This is a genomic window from Pseudomonas sp. GM25 (genome assembly GCF_000282255.1).
GTDB lineage: Bacteria > Pseudomonadota > Gammaproteobacteria > Pseudomonadales > Pseudomonadaceae > Aquipseudomonas > Aquipseudomonas aphyarum.
Window position 1 is genome coordinate 156,727 of record NZ_AKJQ01000038.1, and the last position, 15,730, is coordinate 172,456.

Genomic DNA, 15,730 nt, shown 5'->3' on the forward strand with positions numbered 1-15,730 from the left:
CTCTGGAGTGAACGCCATGATCCGAGCCCTGCTCACCGCTTCCCTGCTGCTGGCCCTGAGTGTTCCGGCCCATGCCGACGTGACGCCCTTCCCCGCCTCGTTCCGCACGCAGGACATCGCCGTGGACGGCGCAAAAATTCACACGCGCATTGGCGGCAAAGGCCCGGCGGTGGTGCTGTTGCACGGTTTTGGCGACACCGGCGATATGTGGGCGCCGCTGGCGGCGGATCTGGCGAAGGATCACACCGTGGTAGTGCCGGATTTGCGGGGCATGGGCCTGTCGTCGATCCCCGCCGATGGCTATGACAAGAAGACTCAGGCCGGTGATATCCGCGCGGTGCTGGCTTCGCTGGGCATCGAGCATTCGGTGGTGGTCGGCCACGACATCGGCACCATGGTCGCCTTCGCCTACGCCTCGCGGTATCCGCAGCAAACCGATCGCCTGGTGGTGATGGACGCGCCCGTTCCGGGGATCCCGCCGTGGAACGAGATCGTGCGCTCGCCGATGCTCTGGCATTTCGATTTCGGCGGCCCCGATGCAGAACGGCTGGTGGCCGGGCGTGAGCGCATCTACCTCGACCGCTTCTGGAACGAGTTCGCCGGCGACCCGAAAAAAGTCGACGAAGCCACCCGCCAGCACTACGCCAAACTCTACGCCCGGCCCGGCGCCATGCACGCGGCGTTCGCCCAGTTCCGCGCGATCCGCCAGGACGCGGTGGACAACGAAGCATCGATGAAGACCAAGCTGAAAATGCCGGTGCTTGCGGTCGGCGGCGAGAAGTCTTTCGGCAACAACGAAGCCATCGTGATGCGCAATGCCGCCGACAACGTCACCGAACTGGTGATCGCTGGCGCGGGGCATTGGCTGATGGAGGAAGCGCCCGTCGAAACCACTCAAGCGATTCGCAGGTTTATTGCGCAGTAACCGGCAAACCAGCCGTCGTCATCCTCAACACGTGCGGGTAGTTGACGCACGCCCACCCGAGTGTTCAGATGCCGCCCTGTTTCAGGTGTCCCATGCCGCCGTGCATGGGGTGAAACGGGAAACCGGTACGTTCCTTTCGAACAAGTCCGGTGCTGCCCCCGCAACGGTAGGCGCGTGATGCTTTCGACACACCACTGTGGCCAGACGGCCATGGGAAGGTGAAAGCGTCCATACGCGCGAGCCCGGAGACCGGCCTGAGATGTCTGTTTGGCAAAATCCTGCGGTGGGCGGGCATGGGCCGGTGTCGGCGTGTGCGCGATGCCTTCTCCTGCATGCTCTTCTGCGAAGATCCTTTCGAGAAGACGATGATCAAACCTTTCAACACTCCGGCTCCATCCCTGTTGTTCGGCTGTCTGTTCAGCCCCCTGTTGTTGGCGGATGACACGCCGCTCGAACTCCATCAGCAAATCGTTTCCGCGCCGTCCGTGGAGTCCACCACCGTGGCCGACATGGCGCAGTTCGGCAGCAAGGTCGAGATCGTCACCCGCGAGCAGATCGAGCGCGCCGGCCCCAGCGCCGATGTCAGCCGCGTGATGCAGATGTTCATTCCCGGCCTGTACGTCGCGCCGAAAAACGGCCCGTTCGACTACGGCACTTATTCGCTGCTGGGCGGGCGCAACGACGACACGCTGATCCTGCTCGACGGCGTGCGCCTGAACAATCGCCTGTACGGCGGCCTGTACCTCGACACCCTGCCGGCCAACGCCATCGAACGCATCGAAGTGCTCAAGGGGGGACAGAGCCTGTTGTTCGGCACGCAAGCGGTGTCGGGGGTGATCAACATCGTCACCCGCAGCCCGCAGAGCCGCAAAGCGTCCGGCGAAGTGAACATGGGCCTGGACACGTTCGGCGGCACTACCGGTGATGCGCGGGTCGAGAACATTTTCAGCAACGGTTTCGGCGATCTGGGTTTGCTGGCCTACGTCAGTCATAACGTCTCGGACGGCTATCAGCCGTTTCGTAATCGCGACCTGAAAAACGTCACCGAGAAGAAACGCGCCTATGAAGTCACGACCTTCGGCGGCAAGGCGATTCAGTCGTTCGGCGATGACAAACGCCTGGAGCTGTTCTACCAATACGCCGACGCCAACCTCGATTTCGCCCGCCCGGTGGACAACCACAAGACCACCAACGACCGCATCCAGCAGATCGCCACGGCGACTTTCGAGCAGACTCTCAACGAGCGCCTGAGCTACTTCGTCAAGGGTCATATCAACGACTGGGACACCCGCTATACGCGCATCAACAACACCGCCAACGGCGGCACCCGAACCATCAATCACAACGATTACTGGGGCTTCACCGACTGGGGCGTGCAGGCCGAAGGCAAGGCTGAATTGCCCGGTGGGCACGTGCTGGTGTTCGGTACGGACAACCAGTGGTTCAAGGGCCAGGACGATGTGCTGATCATCGACAACGACAAGGCCGAAGCCCACGCGCTCTATACCCAACTGCGCCCGCAGTTCGACGCCCTGCCCGACTGGCACCCGAGCATCGGCATCCGTCACGAAGCCATGGGCGGTGGCGACAGCGCCACGGTCGGCATGCTCACTTCGCTGTATGACCTCAATGAAAACTGGGCCCTGCGCGGCCAGTACGGCACGGCTTACAAACTGCCGAACGCCGAGCAATTGTTCGTCAACGAGCCCGGCGACGAACTGGGCAATCGCAACCTGAAGCCAGAGAAAAGCCGCAATGCCGAGCTCGGCCTGGATTACAAGGGCCTGCTGCTCGACCGCGATTTCAGCGCCAGCGTCACCCTGTTCAAACGCAAGATCGATGACCTGATCACCCTCGACGACATCCAATGGGTCAACGGCCAAGGTCGGGTGCAGATGCGCGGTTTCGAGGTGGACGCCAGACTGGCGCTCAACGAGCAATGGAGCCTTCAAGCCGACATGACCCGCAACCTCACCGAGTCGCGCTCGGGGGTGACACTGAACGATGTGCCGAGCTTCTTCGCCCGCTCACGCATTGGCTATGAGTCGGTCGACCGGATGTGGGGCGCCGGCGGTGCGATCCGTTATATCCGCGATGTGATCAGCTCGAAACAGGTCGAGTACGGCCATTACTCGGTGGTGGATGCCGACGCTTGGCGCTACCTCGACGGCGCCCATCAGCACCGGGTAAGCCTGCTGATGGAGAACCTGTTCGACCGCGATTACGTCACCAGTCGCTCGAACAACGTCGACAACCTCGGGCGGCCGTTCACCTCCGAAGTCCGCTACACGTACCGCTTCTGATGGCTGACATCATCACCACCGACGGCGTCGATTCGCACCCGGACTGGTCGCATGTTCCCGAGCATGCGCGCCACGTGTTCCTCTGCACCGGCCCGCGCTGCACCCAGCGCGGCGCCTTGCAGCTATGGAAAACCCTGCGCCGGCATCTGCTGGCGCATGACCGTATCGAAACACCGGGCGGCGTTCTGCTGACCCGCACCCATTGTCAGTTCCCGTGCAATCTGGGGCCGATCGTGACGGTGTATCCGGAAGCGTGCTGGTATGGCGTGCGCAATCACGCGGATGCACAACGACTGGTCGAAGGGCATCTGGTGGGCGGTGAAGTGGTTGAGGATTTGCTGATCAGGGCGCGCCCATGAGAAGGCTCGTTTTTTGGGGCGCCCTGCTCTGCGCGCTGCCCGTTTGGGCCGACAGTTATCGCAACTGCGGCGAGACCTGGAACGCACCGGCCGCACCACCTTCGCGGATCGTCGCCCTCAATCAGCACGCCGCCGATCTGGTGCTGGCGCTGGGAGCAGGCGCGGCGCTGGCAGGCGTCGCCTATCTGGACGACACCGGCGCACCTCAAACCGAATACTTCGGCGTGCCGGTGATTGCGCCCCGCTATCCGTCGAGCGAAGTGTTGTACGCGCAGAAACCGGATCTGGTGATCGGCGGGTTCGCCTCGGCTTTCGGCGATGGCGTGACGTCGCGCAGCGGGCTGGGGCGCAACGGCGTGGCGTCCTATCTGCTGGAGTCGGCGTGTAACGGGCACTCGCTGGACTACTTCGAACACATCCGCAACGACCTCTCGACCCTCGGCGCGCTGCTGCACAAACAGCCGCGCGCGCGGGAGCTGAGTGATGCACTGGACGCTGATCTGCACCGCGCCCGGGCACTGGCCGGCCCGGGCAACCCGCTGTCGGTGTTCTATCTGGACAGCGAGGTCAACGGTCTCGACAGTGAGGGCCGACGGGGTTTCGTCACCCAACTGTTGGCCGCTGCCGGCGCGCAAAATCTGTTTGCCGACATCAACCAGTATCGCGTGACCGTGAGCCGCGAAACCCTGCTCGCCAGTGATCCGGACGTGATCCTGCTGGCCGATGCGCAATGGTCGCCGGCCAGTCGCAAGCGTCAATTGCTGAAGCAGGATCCAGTGTTATCGACCCTGCGGGCGGTGCGCGAGAACCGGATGATCGACATTCCCTTCACCCATCTGCTGCCCACGGTGGACAGCGGCCGTGTGGCGCTGGGATTGGCGCAGCAGTTCAGAGCACTTCTGGAGACAGAGCCAATCATTGACTGCATCAATAACAACCATTAACTCAATGAAGTTCTCATATCGAATCCAAAGCGTAGGATCTGCTCCATACCAACCCACTGCACACGGAGTACAGAACCATGAAACGCCAAACCCTCCTCGGTATCGCCTTCTCGCTCTTCGCCCTGAATGCTTTTGCGGCGACTGAAACCGATCCACTGTTCAGCGATGCTGTTGCTGCTGCGACCCAGACCGATCCGCTGTTCAGCGATGCCGTTGCTGCTGCGACCCAGACTGATCCACTGTTCAGTGACGCCGTAGCCGCAACCGAAACCGATCCGCTGTTCAGCGATGCAGTTGCCGAAGGTGGTTCTGACCGTCTGATCGAACGTCGTAACGTCTGAATGCTGGGTTTTACCGCAGTACTCGACAAAAGCCCGGCCTTATCCGCCGGGCTTTTTCATGTCTGATGGGTATCGAAACGAACTCTCGCGCTACGAAAGTCTTCAGCGTTTTCCAACAGCCACGTCCACAACGGCACCATTCGCGCAAGAAAACTGCGACCTAGCGATGTCAATTGATAGTCGACCCGAGGCGGCACTTCGTTGTGATCGAAACGTTCAATCAGGCCATCACGTTCCAGTTGCCGCAGGCTGCGCGTCAACATGCGTTGCGTAACGCCCGGCAGGAGCCGGCCGATTTGGGCATGACGCAGTTTTCCCGCCACGCCCAGCGTATGCACGATTCCCAGCGACCAGCGATTGCCCGCATGGGTCAGCACTTCACGCTTGAGCCCGTCGTCCTCGGCACTCAGCGCATCGCACACAGCCTGGGACTGGCGAATCACCTCTTCTTCATTCATTTCGTCATGCGGTATCACGCGTGTGCCTTCTTCTGAACGTTGTTCAAGGGTGACAGGATAAAAGGACCTTCATTGCCGAGCATTATCCAGGAGTCACTGATGCAACCGTACACCCCCGCAAAAACCGACAACATTCTGGTGCTGGGCGCCGGCGAACTGGGCATGGCCGTACTTCGCGAACTGGTGGCCCTTTGCGCCACCAGCGTCACGGTCATGCTGCGTCCGTCGGAGCCCGACAGTGCGTCAGCCGCCAAGCTCAAAACCCTTGCGCAACTTGAAACTCTCGGGATCGCCGTACTGCCTGGAGATGTGGTCAATGACTCCGAGGAACAGCTTTGCAGCGTGTTCAGCGGTTTCGACACCGTGGTCAGTTGCCTGGGATTCGTCTCCGGCGCCGGAACGCAACTCAAGCTGGCCCGCGCCGCGTTGCAATCCGACGTGAAACGCTATGTGCCGTGGCAGTTCGGCGTCGACTACGACGTCATCGGTCGTGGCAGTCCGCAGGATCTGTTCGACGAGCAACTGGACGTGCGCCAGTTGTTGCGTGGCCAGTCCCGCGTGCAATGGCTGATCATCTCGACCGGCATGTTCACCAGTTTTCTGTTCGAACCGATATTCGGCGTGGTCGATCTGGCCCGCAACACCGTGCGCGCGCTGGGCAGTTGGGACACCGCCGTCACCGTCACCACACCAGAAGACATCGGTCGGCTGACCGCCGCCATTCTGTTCGACCCCGCATTGAGCAATCAGGTGGTCTACACCGCTGGCGATACCCTCACCTACGGCCAACTGGCCGACACAGTCGACTGGATGCTCGAAAAAACCGTCGAGCGCATCGAATGGACAGTGCCCTCACTCATGGCCGACCTCGCCGCTGCTCCCACCGATCAAACCCGCAAATACCGGGCCGTGTTCGCTCAGGGCAAAGGTGTTGCCTGGGACAAAGCGTGCACCTACAACGCCGAGCGGCACATCAACACCACCACCGTTGCAAAGTGGATCGAACAGCACCTGCTCTGACCGGGTAACGTCCAGCCTGTCAGGGTGCGACACCCTGACGGCGCTTGCGGAACTCGGCGACTTTATGCCGATTTCCGCACAGCGCCATGCTGCACCAGCGGCGCTTGTGCGACTTGGTGCGGTCGTAAAACATCAGCGAGCAGTCCGGGCTTTCACATTTACGCACGAGTTCGAAATTGCCCTCCGCCAACAATTCGGCCGCGGCATACGCCAGGCGCCCAAGGCGTTGACGATTGACGTCGCCCTGCCGGAAACGATCCAGTACCGGCCCGCCCGCCTCTTCCCAGACCAGTTGCGGAACCGCCCCCTGTAAAAAAGCATTGAGCGCGGACGGATCCGCTGCGCGGTTCTCCAGTCGAGCAGCGATCAGCGTCTCGATGCACTCGCGCAACTTGCGCACACCCGCCAGCAATTGACCGTCGCCTGCGGTGATGTCCGTCGCCGGGCCAAAACCGATCTGTTCCAGCCAGAGCGCTGCATCGGCATCTGAATCGAGCAGGTCGCGTCGCTGCCCTTCTACCACCATCCGGGTGTTGAGCAAGTCCAGCGCCGGGTGATCGGCCAGCAGCAGTGGCGCGGGCCGTTCGAGGGTGTTCAGGGAATCGGTCATGTAAACCTCTCGGAAATCAATGAGCGAATTGTAACCCATAAAAAAGATTTGACCAGTTACAAAATCCGTGCAAAATTAAATCCAGTAACCCGTATAAACACATTTAAACAGTTACAGGAGAAAGCAAATGGCTCAGCACATTCCCGTCGCTTACAAATCCGTCGAAGCCGATGGCGTCAAGGTTTTCTACCGCGAGGCGGGCGCTGCCGATGCGCCGGTGCTCTTGCTGTTGCATGGTTTCCCGAGTTCATCGCATCAGTTCCGCGACCTGATCCCGCTGCTGGCAGACAAATACCGCCTGATCGCACCTGACCTGCCCGGTTTCGGCTTCACTGAAGTGCCGGCGGAGCGCAACTACGTCTACACCTTCGATGCTCTTGGCGAGACCGTTCGCCAGTTCGTCGATGTACTGGGACTCAAGCGTTACGCGATGTATGTCTTCGACTACGGCGCGCCCACCGGCCTGCGTCTGGCCCTGGCTTACCCGGAGAGGGTCAGCGCGATGATTTCGCAAAACGGTAATGCCTATCTCGAAGGACTTGGAGACGCCTGGGCGCCGATCCGTCAGTACTGGGCTGACCCGTCGCAGGCCAATCGGCAGGTGATCAACGATGCCATCCTGCATCTGGAAGGCACGCGCTGGCAGTACGTCGAAGGCGTGAGCAATCCCGAAGCCATTGCCCCTGAGGCCTATTATCTGGACGCGCTGCTGCTGGAACGCGCAGGCAACAAGGACATCCAGCTCGACCTGTTTTACGACTATCAGAACAACCTGAAACTTTACCCCGCGTTCCAGCAGTTCTTCCGCGACACCCATGTGCCAACGCTGGCGATCTGGGGCAAAGGCGATCCGTTTTTCATTCCGCCAGGCGCAGAAGCGTACAAACGCGATAATCCGCAGGCCGTGGTCGAGTTGCTGGACACCGGGCATTTCGCGCTGGAAACCCATGTCGAGCACATCGCCCGGCGAATTGTTGAAGTGCTGGGCGAGGCCATAAACTGATGAACAAAAGGCACTGATCCGCTATTCAGCGATGCGGTTGCCGAAGGTCTGATCGAACGTCGCACCGTCTGAATGCCGGTTTTACAGCAGCACTCGACAAAAGCCCGGCCTTATCCGCCGGGCTTTTTCATGCCTGATGGGTAGCTGTCGCAAGCATATGGAAGCATATGGGGACAGATCTATTTTTCTGTCTTCAGCTGAAAGACCTGCACTTTTGCTACGCTGGCGCACCGCTTGCCCCAGGACCTATGGCACATGGAAATTGCCCCGCGCTTCATTCTTCATGAAACCGAGCACTGGATCGTCAACCACCATCTGGCCAGTGCACTTCCCGGCTATCTGATGCTGGGAACCAGGATCAAAACCAATTCACTGGCCGAGCTGTCGACTGAGGCACTGGCGGAGCTCGGAGGGTTGCTCGCCAGAACCCAGCAGATCATTGAGCATCATCTGAAGCCCAAGCGTCTTTATGTCGGCCGCTTCGGCCATGAGCCGGGTCTACCTTTCCACTTCCATTTCATACCGGTCTATGACTGGGTCGAAGACTTGTTCTGGAAAGACTCCCGCTATCGCCTGCTCGAGTCTTTTGCCTACGCCGAGAATCTCTTGCCATCAACCGATGGCGCAGAACTGACGCTGTTCGTTTGGCGAGAATTTGGTGAGAACCCCAATCCGCCGGCCATCAAGGGCCACTCTGTTGAAGAGGTGATTGAAGCACTGCGCAACGCCTTCAAGTGATCAACTCATCGAACCGAATGAAAAGGAATTTCACCCCATGTTTCAACGGAACAAACTGGTTCCAGAATTGATGGTCACGGATCTGCAGGCCAGCCTCGCGTTCTGGGTTTCCTGCCTGGGCTTCACCATCGCTTATCAACGCCCTGAAGATGGCTTCGCCTACCTCGACCTGAATGGCGCTCAAGTCATGCTTGAGCAGGTTGAACCGCATGCAGGCCAGTGGCTGACGGCGGAACTGAGCAAGCCCTTCGGAAGAGGCGTCAATCTGCAGATTGACGTTGAGGCGGTTGCTCCCATCATCGAGAAATTGGGCGCCGCTCAGGTCTCACTCTATAAAACCTGCAAAGACACCTGGTATCGCGCTAACGATGTCGAAGTCGGCCAGCGTGAATTTCTCGTTCAGGATCCGGACGGTTATCTCGTAAGACTGGTACAACGTCTGGGCGAACGTCCTGTTTGCCGGATTTGATCAAGGAAGATAAAAACAATGAAAAACGTTTTTGGCCTGTTGTTTCTGATCTGCCTTTCAGCCAGTGCAAACGCTGACGAAAACCCCATCGGTTTCCGCTCCGCCACGCTGGCGGACGCGCACAACGAGCGCCCGCTGGACATGGTTGTCTGGTATCCCGCCAAGACCACCGCGCCCGCGCAATTGATTGCCGACGACGCAGTCTTCGTCGGGACTTCGGCGGTGCGCGAGGCGCCGCCAACAGCCGGCGATCATCCATTGCTGGTGCTCTCGCACGGGTTCAGGGGCAACTGGAGCAATCAGGCGTGGCTCGCCAGCGCGCTGGCCCGTCAGGGTTACATCGTCGCGGCGGTCAATCACCCTGGCACCACGACGCATGACCGCAGTCCGAAAGCCGCTGCACAGTTGTGGCAACGGCCTGCCGACATCAGCCGTGTGATCGATGCGGTCACCGCTCAACCGGAGCAATTTGGCGCAGTCTCGAAGGGCCGAATTGCAGTCGCCGGCCATTCGCTCGGCGGCTGGACCGCTCTGGAAATCGCCGGCACACGCTTCGACCCCGAGCGTTTTGCCGAGGACTGCGCAGTCCATCAAAAACTCGCCAGTTGCTCGGTCTACAAGACGATCAACGTCGCCGACACACCGGAAGCGAAGAACCGGATCAGCTCAGACTTGAGCGACAAACGCGTCAGCGCCATCGTGTCACTGGATTTGGGCCTGTCACGCGGTATGACAGACGCCAGCCTCGCCGCTCTGCCGGTTCCCACACTGGTGATTGGCGCGGGCGTGCCGTCCGATGACCTTCCCGCCCAACTGGAATCGGCGAATCTCGCCACTCGCCTGCCTTCGGCCACCTCGCAGTATGTCGAGATCAGCGACGCCAGCCATTTCAGCTTCATGTCCTTGTGCAAGCCCGGCGCCGTGGCGCTGCTCGAAGAAGATTCGCCAGGCGACGGCATCATTTGCGCGGACGGCGGCGCTCGATCGCGTGAGGTGATCCAGCAACAGGTGGTGGCGTTGATCGACGGGTTTCTGAGTCGGTCGGTGCAGAACTGATCGCGCTGTTGCCTGCACACCGCGCATACGTCAGGATCCCTCCCTTTTTGACTGGCAGGAGCAATCGTGGAGCATCTCTTCGTTTATGGAACCCTGGGCCCTGGCCGGCCAAATGAGCATGTGATGCTGAACATCGGCGGCACGTGGCAGGCCGCCTCGCTGAAGGGGCGCCTGTCGCAGGCCGGGTGGGGCGCGGCGATGGGCTTTCCCGGGCTGGTGATTGCCGAGGATGGCGATGTGATCGAAGGCTACGTCTTCGCCTCCGAGAATTTCCACCTGCACTGGGCGGCGCTGGATGAGTTTGAAGGGGCGGAGTATCAGCGGGTTTTGACAAAGGTGACGCTGGATGACGGCGCCGTCGTTGAGGCTTTTGTCTACGCTCTGCGGTAGCCAACAAAACCGAGGACATCTGTGGCTGATCGCGAGCAACTCCATCGAAACGGCTACGTGCTGCTGCGCCAGGCAATTGCGCCGACATGGCTGGACAATCTGCGTGCAGTCTTCGATGCAGGCGTGAAGCCTTCAAGCGAATGGCCCGTGCCCCGTGGCAGCGACTGGCGCCATTCGCAGCTGGACACTGACCCGGTTGTTCAGGCCGTGTGCCGATTGCCACAATTGCTGGCGGTGGTCGGCGAGTTGATCGGCGAACGGTTCTTCCTCTCTCAGGTCGAGGGCCGCGAACCGCTCGCCAATGGCGGCCACCAACAGTTGCACCGCGACTTGTCGGCGCAACGCCCCGGCGACACCGTCAACGCGCTGGTGTACCTCGACGATTACAGCCCGGAAAACGGTGCAACCCGCATTGTCCCCGGCAGCCATCGCCCTGCTTTGAGCGAGCCCCCGTTCGACTTCACTGACGAGTCCCGATCCGTGCAACTGACCGGCAACGCGGGCGACATCCTGATCTTCGATGCCGACCTGATCCACGCCGGCAGCCTGAACGCCAGCGGCGCACGCCGTCGATCCCTGTTGATTACCTGTTTTTCCGAATCGCTCTACGCCACACACCTGGAAACGGTGGGCCTCAGAAGCATACAAATGGACACGACTGAGCGGTTCGATCCGGAGGACTTTGCGTTCGGGATCAGGGAATCATTCATTTGACTTGATTGTCTCAGGCAACTATATAGTTGCCTGAGGCAAACATATGAGCATCCCACCATGTCCGCAATCACCGACCGCGCCGACATCGTTCGGCAATTCAACCGTTTCTATACGCATCAGATCGGCGTGTTGCAGGAGCATCTGCTGCAAAGCGATTACTCGCTGACAGAACTGCGCATCCTCTACGAACTCGCTTCCGGCGGCGACCTGACCAGCGCCGACCTGCGCCAGATGCTCGGCCTCGACGCGGGCTACATGAGCCGCCTCATCAGCGGTTTCGACAAAACGGGCCTGATCCAGAAAGTCCCCTCCGCCACCGACGCCCGCGCCAGTCAATTGCACATCACCGACCTCGGCCGCGAGATCCTCGCGCCGCTGGAGCAAGCCTCGCGGCAAGAGGTCATCACCCTGCTCGAACGCCTGGCCGAACCGCAGCAACTGCAACTGATCGCCTCCATGAAGCAGATTCAAACCCTGCTCGAAGGTGGCCAACCGACAACCTATCTGCTGCGCGATCCGCAACCCGGCGACATGGGCCTGGTGGTACATCAGCAGACGGCGATCTACAGCCGTGAATACGGCTGGAATTCAGAGTTCGAAGCGCTCGTGGCAGAGGTTGTCGCCAAATACCTGCGCGAATTCGACCCCAAGGGCGAGCGCTGCTGGATTGCGGAGAAAGACGGCAAGGTGGTGGGTTCGGTGTTCGTGATCCGCCACGACGAAACCACCGCGAAACTGCGCATGCTCTACGTGGATGCCAGCGCGCGGGGCCTGGGAATCGGCAATCGGCTGGTCGAGGAATGCCTGCGGTTTGCCCGTGATGTCGGCTACAAAAAGATGATTCTGTGGACCACCAGCAATCTGGTGGATGCCCGCCGGTTGTATCAGCGGGCGGGGTTTGAGCTGGTCGAGGAAGAGCCGATCCAGAGCTTCGGCAAAGAGCTGGTGAGTCAGACCTGGGCGATCGAGTTGTGAGGTTTATGCCCGCGGTGAGTCGTCGTAGTCAGGCAGGACGATGGCGTCGGCTTTCGGCGAAAGTATTTTGCCGAACAGTTTCTTGAGCCCCGGCGCAGTAGCCATCCGCAGCACGGCATGGCCGAGTGCAATGCCCAGACGCGAATGCGGCGAGGCCAGTCTCGGGGCGAACTTGGGCACGCTTTGCGCCTGAGCCACGAACGGACGCATCAGCGCTTCATAGGCGGCGAAGGCCTGACGGTGATCGGCGTGGCGCCCGAGTTCTCCGGCCAATATGTAGGCGCCGCACAACCCTAGGCTGGTGCCCATGCCGCTGATCGGCGACGCACAATAGGCCGCGTCCCCGAGCAGCGCGATGCGCCCCTTGGACCAACGGGGCATTTTGACCTGACCCACCGCTTCCAGATAAAGGTCAGTCGTATCATCCAGCGCAGCGAGTACGCGAGGCGTTTCCCAACCGGCATCGGCAAACAGTTTTTTGAGCAGGGATTTCTGTTCGTCCTGCGCAAGCTTTTCGTATCCGCTCGGCGCCTGCTGAAAAGACAAAAACGCGCGCGTGGTGCCGAGGTTGTCAGGACGTAAACAGACGCAGCGACCGCCCGGCAAGTTGTGCCAGCGCATCACCTGGCCGTCGCTCGGCTGTCGAGGCACGGTGAAATAGGCCGTGTAGAGATCGAGGGGGCGCCGCTTTACTTCATCGCCGAACACCTGATTGCGGGTTGTTGAACCGATCCCTTCGGCCACGATTACCAGATCGTAAACCTGCTCCCCGCCCTGCTCGAAACGCACGTGAACCTGCTCGCCATCGTCTTCGATGGTTTCAATGCTGTCGCCGAATCGGTACGTGACCCGGTTCTCGCTGTGCTGGATCAACAGCTTGGCGAGCTCACCACGCAGGATTTCCAGCTCCGCGATCGGCCCGTCCCCGTCAAACGCGTTGACCCCGATGAACGCCTTGGTCTGGTTGTCCCGGTCAACAAACGCGATGCCCTGCTCGTGCGTCGTGTTCGCCCGAATCAGCTCCTCCAGCCCCATGCGCCGCACCACTTCACGCCCGGCGCCGCGCACATCGATAGTTTGCCCGCCATCACGAAACGCCGGCGCCCGCTCGACCACCGTGACGTCCATGCCGTGCCGGGACAGCCAATACGCTAGCGCTGGGCCCGCGATGCTTGCACCGGTGACGAGTATTTTCTGTGGTTTCATTTTGCGTCCTGCGTTTCAGACGTGGCGGTCGTTTTGCCCGGCAATGTGTTGCGGTAGACCTCGATCACCTGGCCCAGAAAGGTCTCGATGACCGCGCGATCCCGGTCGTCGAGTGCACCCAGCACCGCGCTCAGCCCATTGAGCATCGGCGCGATATGCCGATAGGCCTGCACCACTGACGCCGGCACCGGGCACACCAGCACCCGGCGCTTGTCGTCGAGCTGTCGCTCGCGCACCACGTGCCCGGCGCGCTCCAGCCGGTCGATGACCTGGGTGATGCCCGCCGTGGTCACGGACAGACGCGAAGCAAGCTCGGTCGGCGGCAACGGCCCGTCGGTGATCAGATGCTCCAGCGCCGCCACGTCGGTCTGATTGATGCCCAGCGCGACGCCCAATTGGCCGGCCGCTGCACGGGTCAGGATGGCGATCTGTTGCAACTGCTGGCCCACGGCATCGCTGGCGATCTGCAGGTTGCGCGGGTCTTCGGCAGGATTGGGCGGAGATGTAGGTGATGACATGCGCAGGTCTTGTCCGGAGATCGAGGGGTTCGGTTTGAGGTGAGCGACACTAGCATATAGCTAACTTGCTTAGCTAGTTTTGTAAAAGTCGTCCTTGCCGCTCAATTCTTCGAGAAAAAATGGCGCGCTGCTCCCTGTTGCCTACGCTCACCCTTGCTGCAGCCTTTACCGAAATCGGCGGCCAGACCCTGACGCTGCAAACCGGGCCGCGTTACTTGATAGACAGCCCGAAAGACGGCCCGCAGGGGGGCGTTTTACAGTGACGTTGGTGTTTCTGCGTTGAGTTGGTTACGGCGGGCAAAAAAAGGGAATGAGGCGTGCCGAAATGACAGGTAAAACACATGAGATGCTCTACATCACAGAAAAAAGCTTTAACAGGCAAATTCTATGGCTTTCCAATCTTCCGAATAAAACACGACTTGAGCTGGTGATTTGGCTTTACCCGGAATCAAGGGCTGAAAGCATCATTGGCTTCAATACGAACTCCCCTACCACAGTCAATGCTTTGCCGGTTACAACCTACCCCGGCAACATTGCGGGCAGATGCACTCAACGACTTCAAGTGACCGCTGACTTAATTGAAACCATTGCTTTTAATGAGCGTTGTTTTATTGGCGAGTGTGACAGCTTGTGCATTTATCACCCCGAGAAGGCTGAGTGGGACGCAAGCGTTATATTGCACGAAGGTATGATTTTGATTAGGGACAGTTCTCTACTCGTTAACCCGGAGGCTCTTGGTTTCAAGGTTTCACCGCACGCTCCATCCTGGTGGTGAACCATCCCCTTTTCTGCTTTTTCTCTTCTGCTTTTCTGGTGCACATACCTGAGTGCTAAGCCACTCATACGCATGTATCTCCCGCCAATACCCGTGCATGACAGACACCACAGTCAGGTCTTTAAACTTGCGCCATGGCCTTGCTTTATCGGCCCCATCGGCGTCCAAGCCAAACAAATACCTTTCTGGAGCAACAACCATGAGTGCAGCACAAAAGGTTGTCATCGTTACCGGTGCGTCACAGGGCATCGGTGCTGAAGTCGTCAAGGCCTTTCGAGGGCTCGGCTACAGGATCGTCGCAACGTCCCGCAAGATCACGCCATCGGACGATCCGAACATCCTGACAGTCGCGGGAGACATCGGTGATCCAGCCACCGCGCAGCGTGTGGTCAGCGAAGCGGTCGCGCGATTCGGCCACATCGACACCCTGGTGAACAACGCCGGCATCTACATCGGCAAGCCGTTCACCGAGCACACCCTCGAAGACTACAACGCCGTCATGAACGTCAACATGTCGGGCTTTTTTCACATCACCCAACTCGCCCTCGCCGAAATGCAAAAGCACGGCAGCGGCCATGTGGTGACCGTGACCGGCAGCATAGAAAACGGCATCAGCGGCGCCTGGTCGGCCTTGGCGGCGTTGACCAAAGGTGGCTTGAGCGCAGCGACCCGTTCGCTGGCGATCGAGTACGCAAAGCAAGGCATTCGCGTCAACGCCGTTGCTCCGGGCGTCACCAAGACGCCGATGCATACCGAGGAATACTACGAATTGCTGGCCTCCCTCCACCCGCTGGGGCGCATGGGCGAAGCGAGCGAAATCGCCAGCGCCATTGTGTTTCTGGATTCGGCGGCGTTCGTTACGGGAGAGATTCTGCACGTTGATGGCGGACAGAGCGCCGGGCGGTAATGGATGGTGCAGAGCCCTT

At 60.1% G+C, this 15,730-nt stretch carries 19 protein-coding genes and 1 riboswitch; of the genes, 15 read left to right on the forward strand and 4 right to left on the reverse strand.

Annotation, left to right across the window (positions count from 1 at the left end):
* Nucleotides 1-16 precede the first annotated feature (16 nt).
* The 5 genes from PMI24_RS14930 to PMI24_RS14950 all read left to right on the forward strand — a co-directional run bounded on the left by PMI24_RS14930 (nt 17) and on the right by PMI24_RS14950 (nt 4,872).
* Entirely contained in the window at nt 17-925 is a 909-nt protein-coding gene (locus tag PMI24_RS14930; RefSeq protein ID WP_007955279.1) for an alpha/beta fold hydrolase, read from the forward strand.
* Between the two features lie 66 nt (nt 926-991).
* Nucleotides 992-1,197: riboswitch (cobalamin riboswitch) on the forward strand.
* Nucleotides 1,198-1,290: 93 nt separating this feature from the next.
* On the forward strand, nt 1,291-3,228 hold the full coding sequence (locus PMI24_RS14935; protein WP_007955280.1) for a TonB-dependent receptor plug domain-containing protein: 1,938 nt from the start codon (nt 1,291-1,293) through the stop codon (nt 3,226-3,228).
* Nucleotides 3,228-3,587 carry a (2Fe-2S) ferredoxin domain-containing protein gene (locus tag PMI24_RS14940; RefSeq protein WP_007955281.1) on the forward strand — a complete coding sequence of 120 codons (360 nt, stop codon included), beginning with the start codon at nt 3,228-3,230 and terminating at the stop codon, nt 3,585-3,587. Before PMI24_RS14935 ends, PMI24_RS14940 begins: the two co-directional genes overlap by 1 nt.
* Entirely contained in the window at nt 3,584-4,531 is a 948-nt protein-coding gene (locus tag PMI24_RS14945; RefSeq protein ID WP_007955282.1) for an ABC transporter substrate-binding protein, read from the forward strand. The genes PMI24_RS14940 and PMI24_RS14945 overlap by 4 nt, the downstream gene beginning before the upstream one ends.
* Nucleotides 4,532-4,608: 77 nt before the next feature.
* Entirely contained in the window at nt 4,609-4,872 is a 264-nt protein-coding gene (locus tag PMI24_RS14950; RefSeq protein ID WP_007955283.1) for a hypothetical protein, read from the forward strand.
* A 56-nt stretch (nt 4,873-4,928) separates the two neighbouring features.
* On the opposite strand, the gene PMI24_RS14955 is transcribed toward PMI24_RS14950, so the two are convergent.
* Complete coding sequence (locus PMI24_RS14955; protein WP_045121762.1) at nt 4,929-5,330, reverse strand: winged helix-turn-helix transcriptional regulator; 402 nt, start codon at nt 5,328-5,330, stop codon at nt 4,929-4,931.
* Nucleotides 5,331-5,429: 99 nt separating this feature from the next.
* Between PMI24_RS14955 and PMI24_RS14960 the strand changes: the two genes are divergently transcribed.
* Entirely contained in the window at nt 5,430-6,350 is a 921-nt protein-coding gene (locus tag PMI24_RS14960; RefSeq protein WP_007955287.1) for an aromatic alcohol reductase, read from the forward strand.
* Nucleotides 6,351-6,369: 19 nt separating this feature from the next.
* Here the strand turns inward: PMI24_RS14960 and PMI24_RS14965 are convergent, their stop codons facing one another.
* Nucleotides 6,370-6,960, reverse strand: a complete 591-nt coding sequence (locus PMI24_RS14965; protein WP_007955288.1) for a CGNR zinc finger domain-containing protein — start codon at nt 6,958-6,960, stop codon at nt 6,370-6,372.
* Between the two features lie 127 nt (nt 6,961-7,087).
* Between PMI24_RS14965 and PMI24_RS14970 the strand changes: the two genes are divergently transcribed.
* The 7 genes from PMI24_RS14970 to PMI24_RS15000 all read left to right on the forward strand — a co-directional run bounded on the left by PMI24_RS14970 (nt 7,088) and on the right by PMI24_RS15000 (nt 12,305).
* Nucleotides 7,088-7,963 carry an alpha/beta fold hydrolase gene (locus PMI24_RS14970; RefSeq protein WP_007955290.1) on the forward strand — a complete coding sequence of 292 codons (876 nt, stop codon included), beginning with the start codon at nt 7,088-7,090 and terminating at the stop codon, nt 7,961-7,963.
* Nucleotides 7,964-8,218: 255 nt separating this feature from the next.
* Complete coding sequence (locus tag PMI24_RS14975; RefSeq protein WP_007955292.1) at nt 8,219-8,701, forward strand: HIT family protein; 483 nt, start codon at nt 8,219-8,221, stop codon at nt 8,699-8,701.
* A gap of 37 nt (nt 8,702-8,738) precedes the next feature.
* The gene (locus PMI24_RS14980) at nt 8,739-9,170 is read left to right on the forward strand and encodes a bleomycin resistance protein (RefSeq protein ID WP_007955294.1); all 432 of its coding nucleotides are present in this window, start codon (nt 8,739-8,741) and stop codon (nt 9,168-9,170) included.
* 18 nt (nt 9,171-9,188) lie between these two features.
* The gene (locus PMI24_RS14985) at nt 9,189-10,226 is read left to right on the forward strand and encodes an alpha/beta hydrolase family protein (protein WP_007955296.1); all 1,038 of its coding nucleotides are present in this window, start codon (nt 9,189-9,191) and stop codon (nt 10,224-10,226) included.
* Between the two features lie 66 nt (nt 10,227-10,292).
* Nucleotides 10,293-10,616, forward strand: a complete 324-nt coding sequence (locus PMI24_RS14990; protein WP_007955297.1) for a gamma-glutamylcyclotransferase family protein — start codon at nt 10,293-10,295, stop codon at nt 10,614-10,616.
* 21 nt (nt 10,617-10,637) lie between these two features.
* Complete coding sequence (locus tag PMI24_RS14995; RefSeq protein ID WP_007955298.1) at nt 10,638-11,330, forward strand: phytanoyl-CoA dioxygenase family protein; 693 nt, start codon at nt 10,638-10,640, stop codon at nt 11,328-11,330.
* Nucleotides 11,331-11,387: 57 nt separating this feature from the next.
* Nucleotides 11,388-12,305 (forward strand): bifunctional helix-turn-helix transcriptional regulator/GNAT family N-acetyltransferase, encoded by a 918-nt coding sequence (locus PMI24_RS15000; protein ID WP_007955299.1) that lies wholly within the window; start codon nt 11,388-11,390, stop codon nt 12,303-12,305.
* A gap of 3 nt (nt 12,306-12,308) precedes the next feature.
* Here PMI24_RS15000 and PMI24_RS15005 read toward each other — a convergent pair whose 3' ends face one another.
* Together PMI24_RS15005 and PMI24_RS15010 are read right to left on the reverse strand one after the other, a co-directional pair.
* The gene (locus PMI24_RS15005; RefSeq protein ID WP_007955300.1) at nt 12,309-13,511 is read right to left on the reverse strand and encodes an FAD-dependent monooxygenase; all 1,203 of its coding nucleotides are present in this window, start codon (nt 13,509-13,511) and stop codon (nt 12,309-12,311) included.
* Nucleotides 13,508-14,029 (reverse strand): MarR family winged helix-turn-helix transcriptional regulator, encoded by a 522-nt coding sequence (locus PMI24_RS15010; RefSeq protein ID WP_007955302.1) that lies wholly within the window; start codon nt 14,027-14,029, stop codon nt 13,508-13,510. The genes PMI24_RS15005 and PMI24_RS15010 overlap by 4 nt, the downstream gene beginning before the upstream one ends.
* 325 nt (nt 14,030-14,354) lie before the next feature.
* Here PMI24_RS15010 and PMI24_RS15015 point away from each other — a divergent pair, with 325 nt between their 5' ends.
* On the forward strand, nt 14,355-14,804 hold the full coding sequence (locus tag PMI24_RS15015; RefSeq protein WP_045121763.1) for a hypothetical protein: 450 nt from the start codon (nt 14,355-14,357) through the stop codon (nt 14,802-14,804).
* Nucleotides 14,805-15,003: 199 nt separating this feature from the next.
* Nucleotides 15,004-15,711 (forward strand): SDR family NAD(P)-dependent oxidoreductase, encoded by a 708-nt coding sequence (locus PMI24_RS15020; RefSeq protein ID WP_007955310.1) that lies wholly within the window; start codon nt 15,004-15,006, stop codon nt 15,709-15,711.
* Nucleotides 15,712-15,730: the final 19 nt, after the last annotated feature.

Bases quoted from the DNA above. Each gene is read 5' to 3' on its own strand.
- PMI24_RS14930 (WP_007955279.1), top strand. From the start codon at position 17: ATGATCCGAGCCCTGCTCACCGCTTCCCTGCTGCTGGCCCTGAGTGTT.
- PMI24_RS14935 (WP_007955280.1), top strand. From the start codon at position 1,291: ATGATCAAACCTTTCAACACTCCGGCTCCATCCCTGTTGTTCGGCTGT.
- PMI24_RS14940 (WP_007955281.1), top strand. From the start codon at position 3,228: ATGGCTGACATCATCACCACCGACGGCGTCGATTCGCACCCGGACTGG.
- PMI24_RS14945 (WP_007955282.1), top strand. From the start codon at position 3,584: ATGAGAAGGCTCGTTTTTTGGGGCGCCCTGCTCTGCGCGCTGCCCGTT.
- PMI24_RS14950 (WP_007955283.1), top strand. From the start codon at position 4,609: ATGAAACGCCAAACCCTCCTCGGTATCGCCTTCTCGCTCTTCGCCCTG.
- PMI24_RS14955 (WP_045121762.1), bottom strand. From the start codon at position 5,330: ATGAATGAAGAAGAGGTGATTCGCCAGTCCCAGGCTGTGTGCGATGCG.
- PMI24_RS14960 (WP_007955287.1), top strand. From the start codon at position 5,430: ATGCAACCGTACACCCCCGCAAAAACCGACAACATTCTGGTGCTGGGC.
- PMI24_RS14965 (WP_007955288.1), bottom strand. From the start codon at position 6,960: ATGACCGATTCCCTGAACACCCTCGAACGGCCCGCGCCACTGCTGCTG.
- PMI24_RS14970 (WP_007955290.1), top strand. From the start codon at position 7,088: ATGGCTCAGCACATTCCCGTCGCTTACAAATCCGTCGAAGCCGATGGC.
- PMI24_RS14975 (WP_007955292.1), top strand. From the start codon at position 8,219: ATGGAAATTGCCCCGCGCTTCATTCTTCATGAAACCGAGCACTGGATC.
- PMI24_RS14980 (WP_007955294.1), top strand. From the start codon at position 8,739: ATGTTTCAACGGAACAAACTGGTTCCAGAATTGATGGTCACGGATCTG.
- PMI24_RS14985 (WP_007955296.1), top strand. From the start codon at position 9,189: ATGAAAAACGTTTTTGGCCTGTTGTTTCTGATCTGCCTTTCAGCCAGT.
- PMI24_RS15000 (WP_007955299.1), top strand. From the start codon at position 11,388: ATGTCCGCAATCACCGACCGCGCCGACATCGTTCGGCAATTCAACCGT.
- PMI24_RS15005 (WP_007955300.1), bottom strand. From the start codon at position 13,511: ATGAAACCACAGAAAATACTCGTCACCGGTGCAAGCATCGCGGGCCCA.
- PMI24_RS15010 (WP_007955302.1), bottom strand. From the start codon at position 14,029: ATGTCATCACCTACATCTCCGCCCAATCCTGCCGAAGACCCGCGCAAC.
- PMI24_RS15015 (WP_045121763.1), top strand. From the start codon at position 14,355: ATGACAGGTAAAACACATGAGATGCTCTACATCACAGAAAAAAGCTTT.
- PMI24_RS15020 (WP_007955310.1), top strand. From the start codon at position 15,004: ATGAGTGCAGCACAAAAGGTTGTCATCGTTACCGGTGCGTCACAGGGC.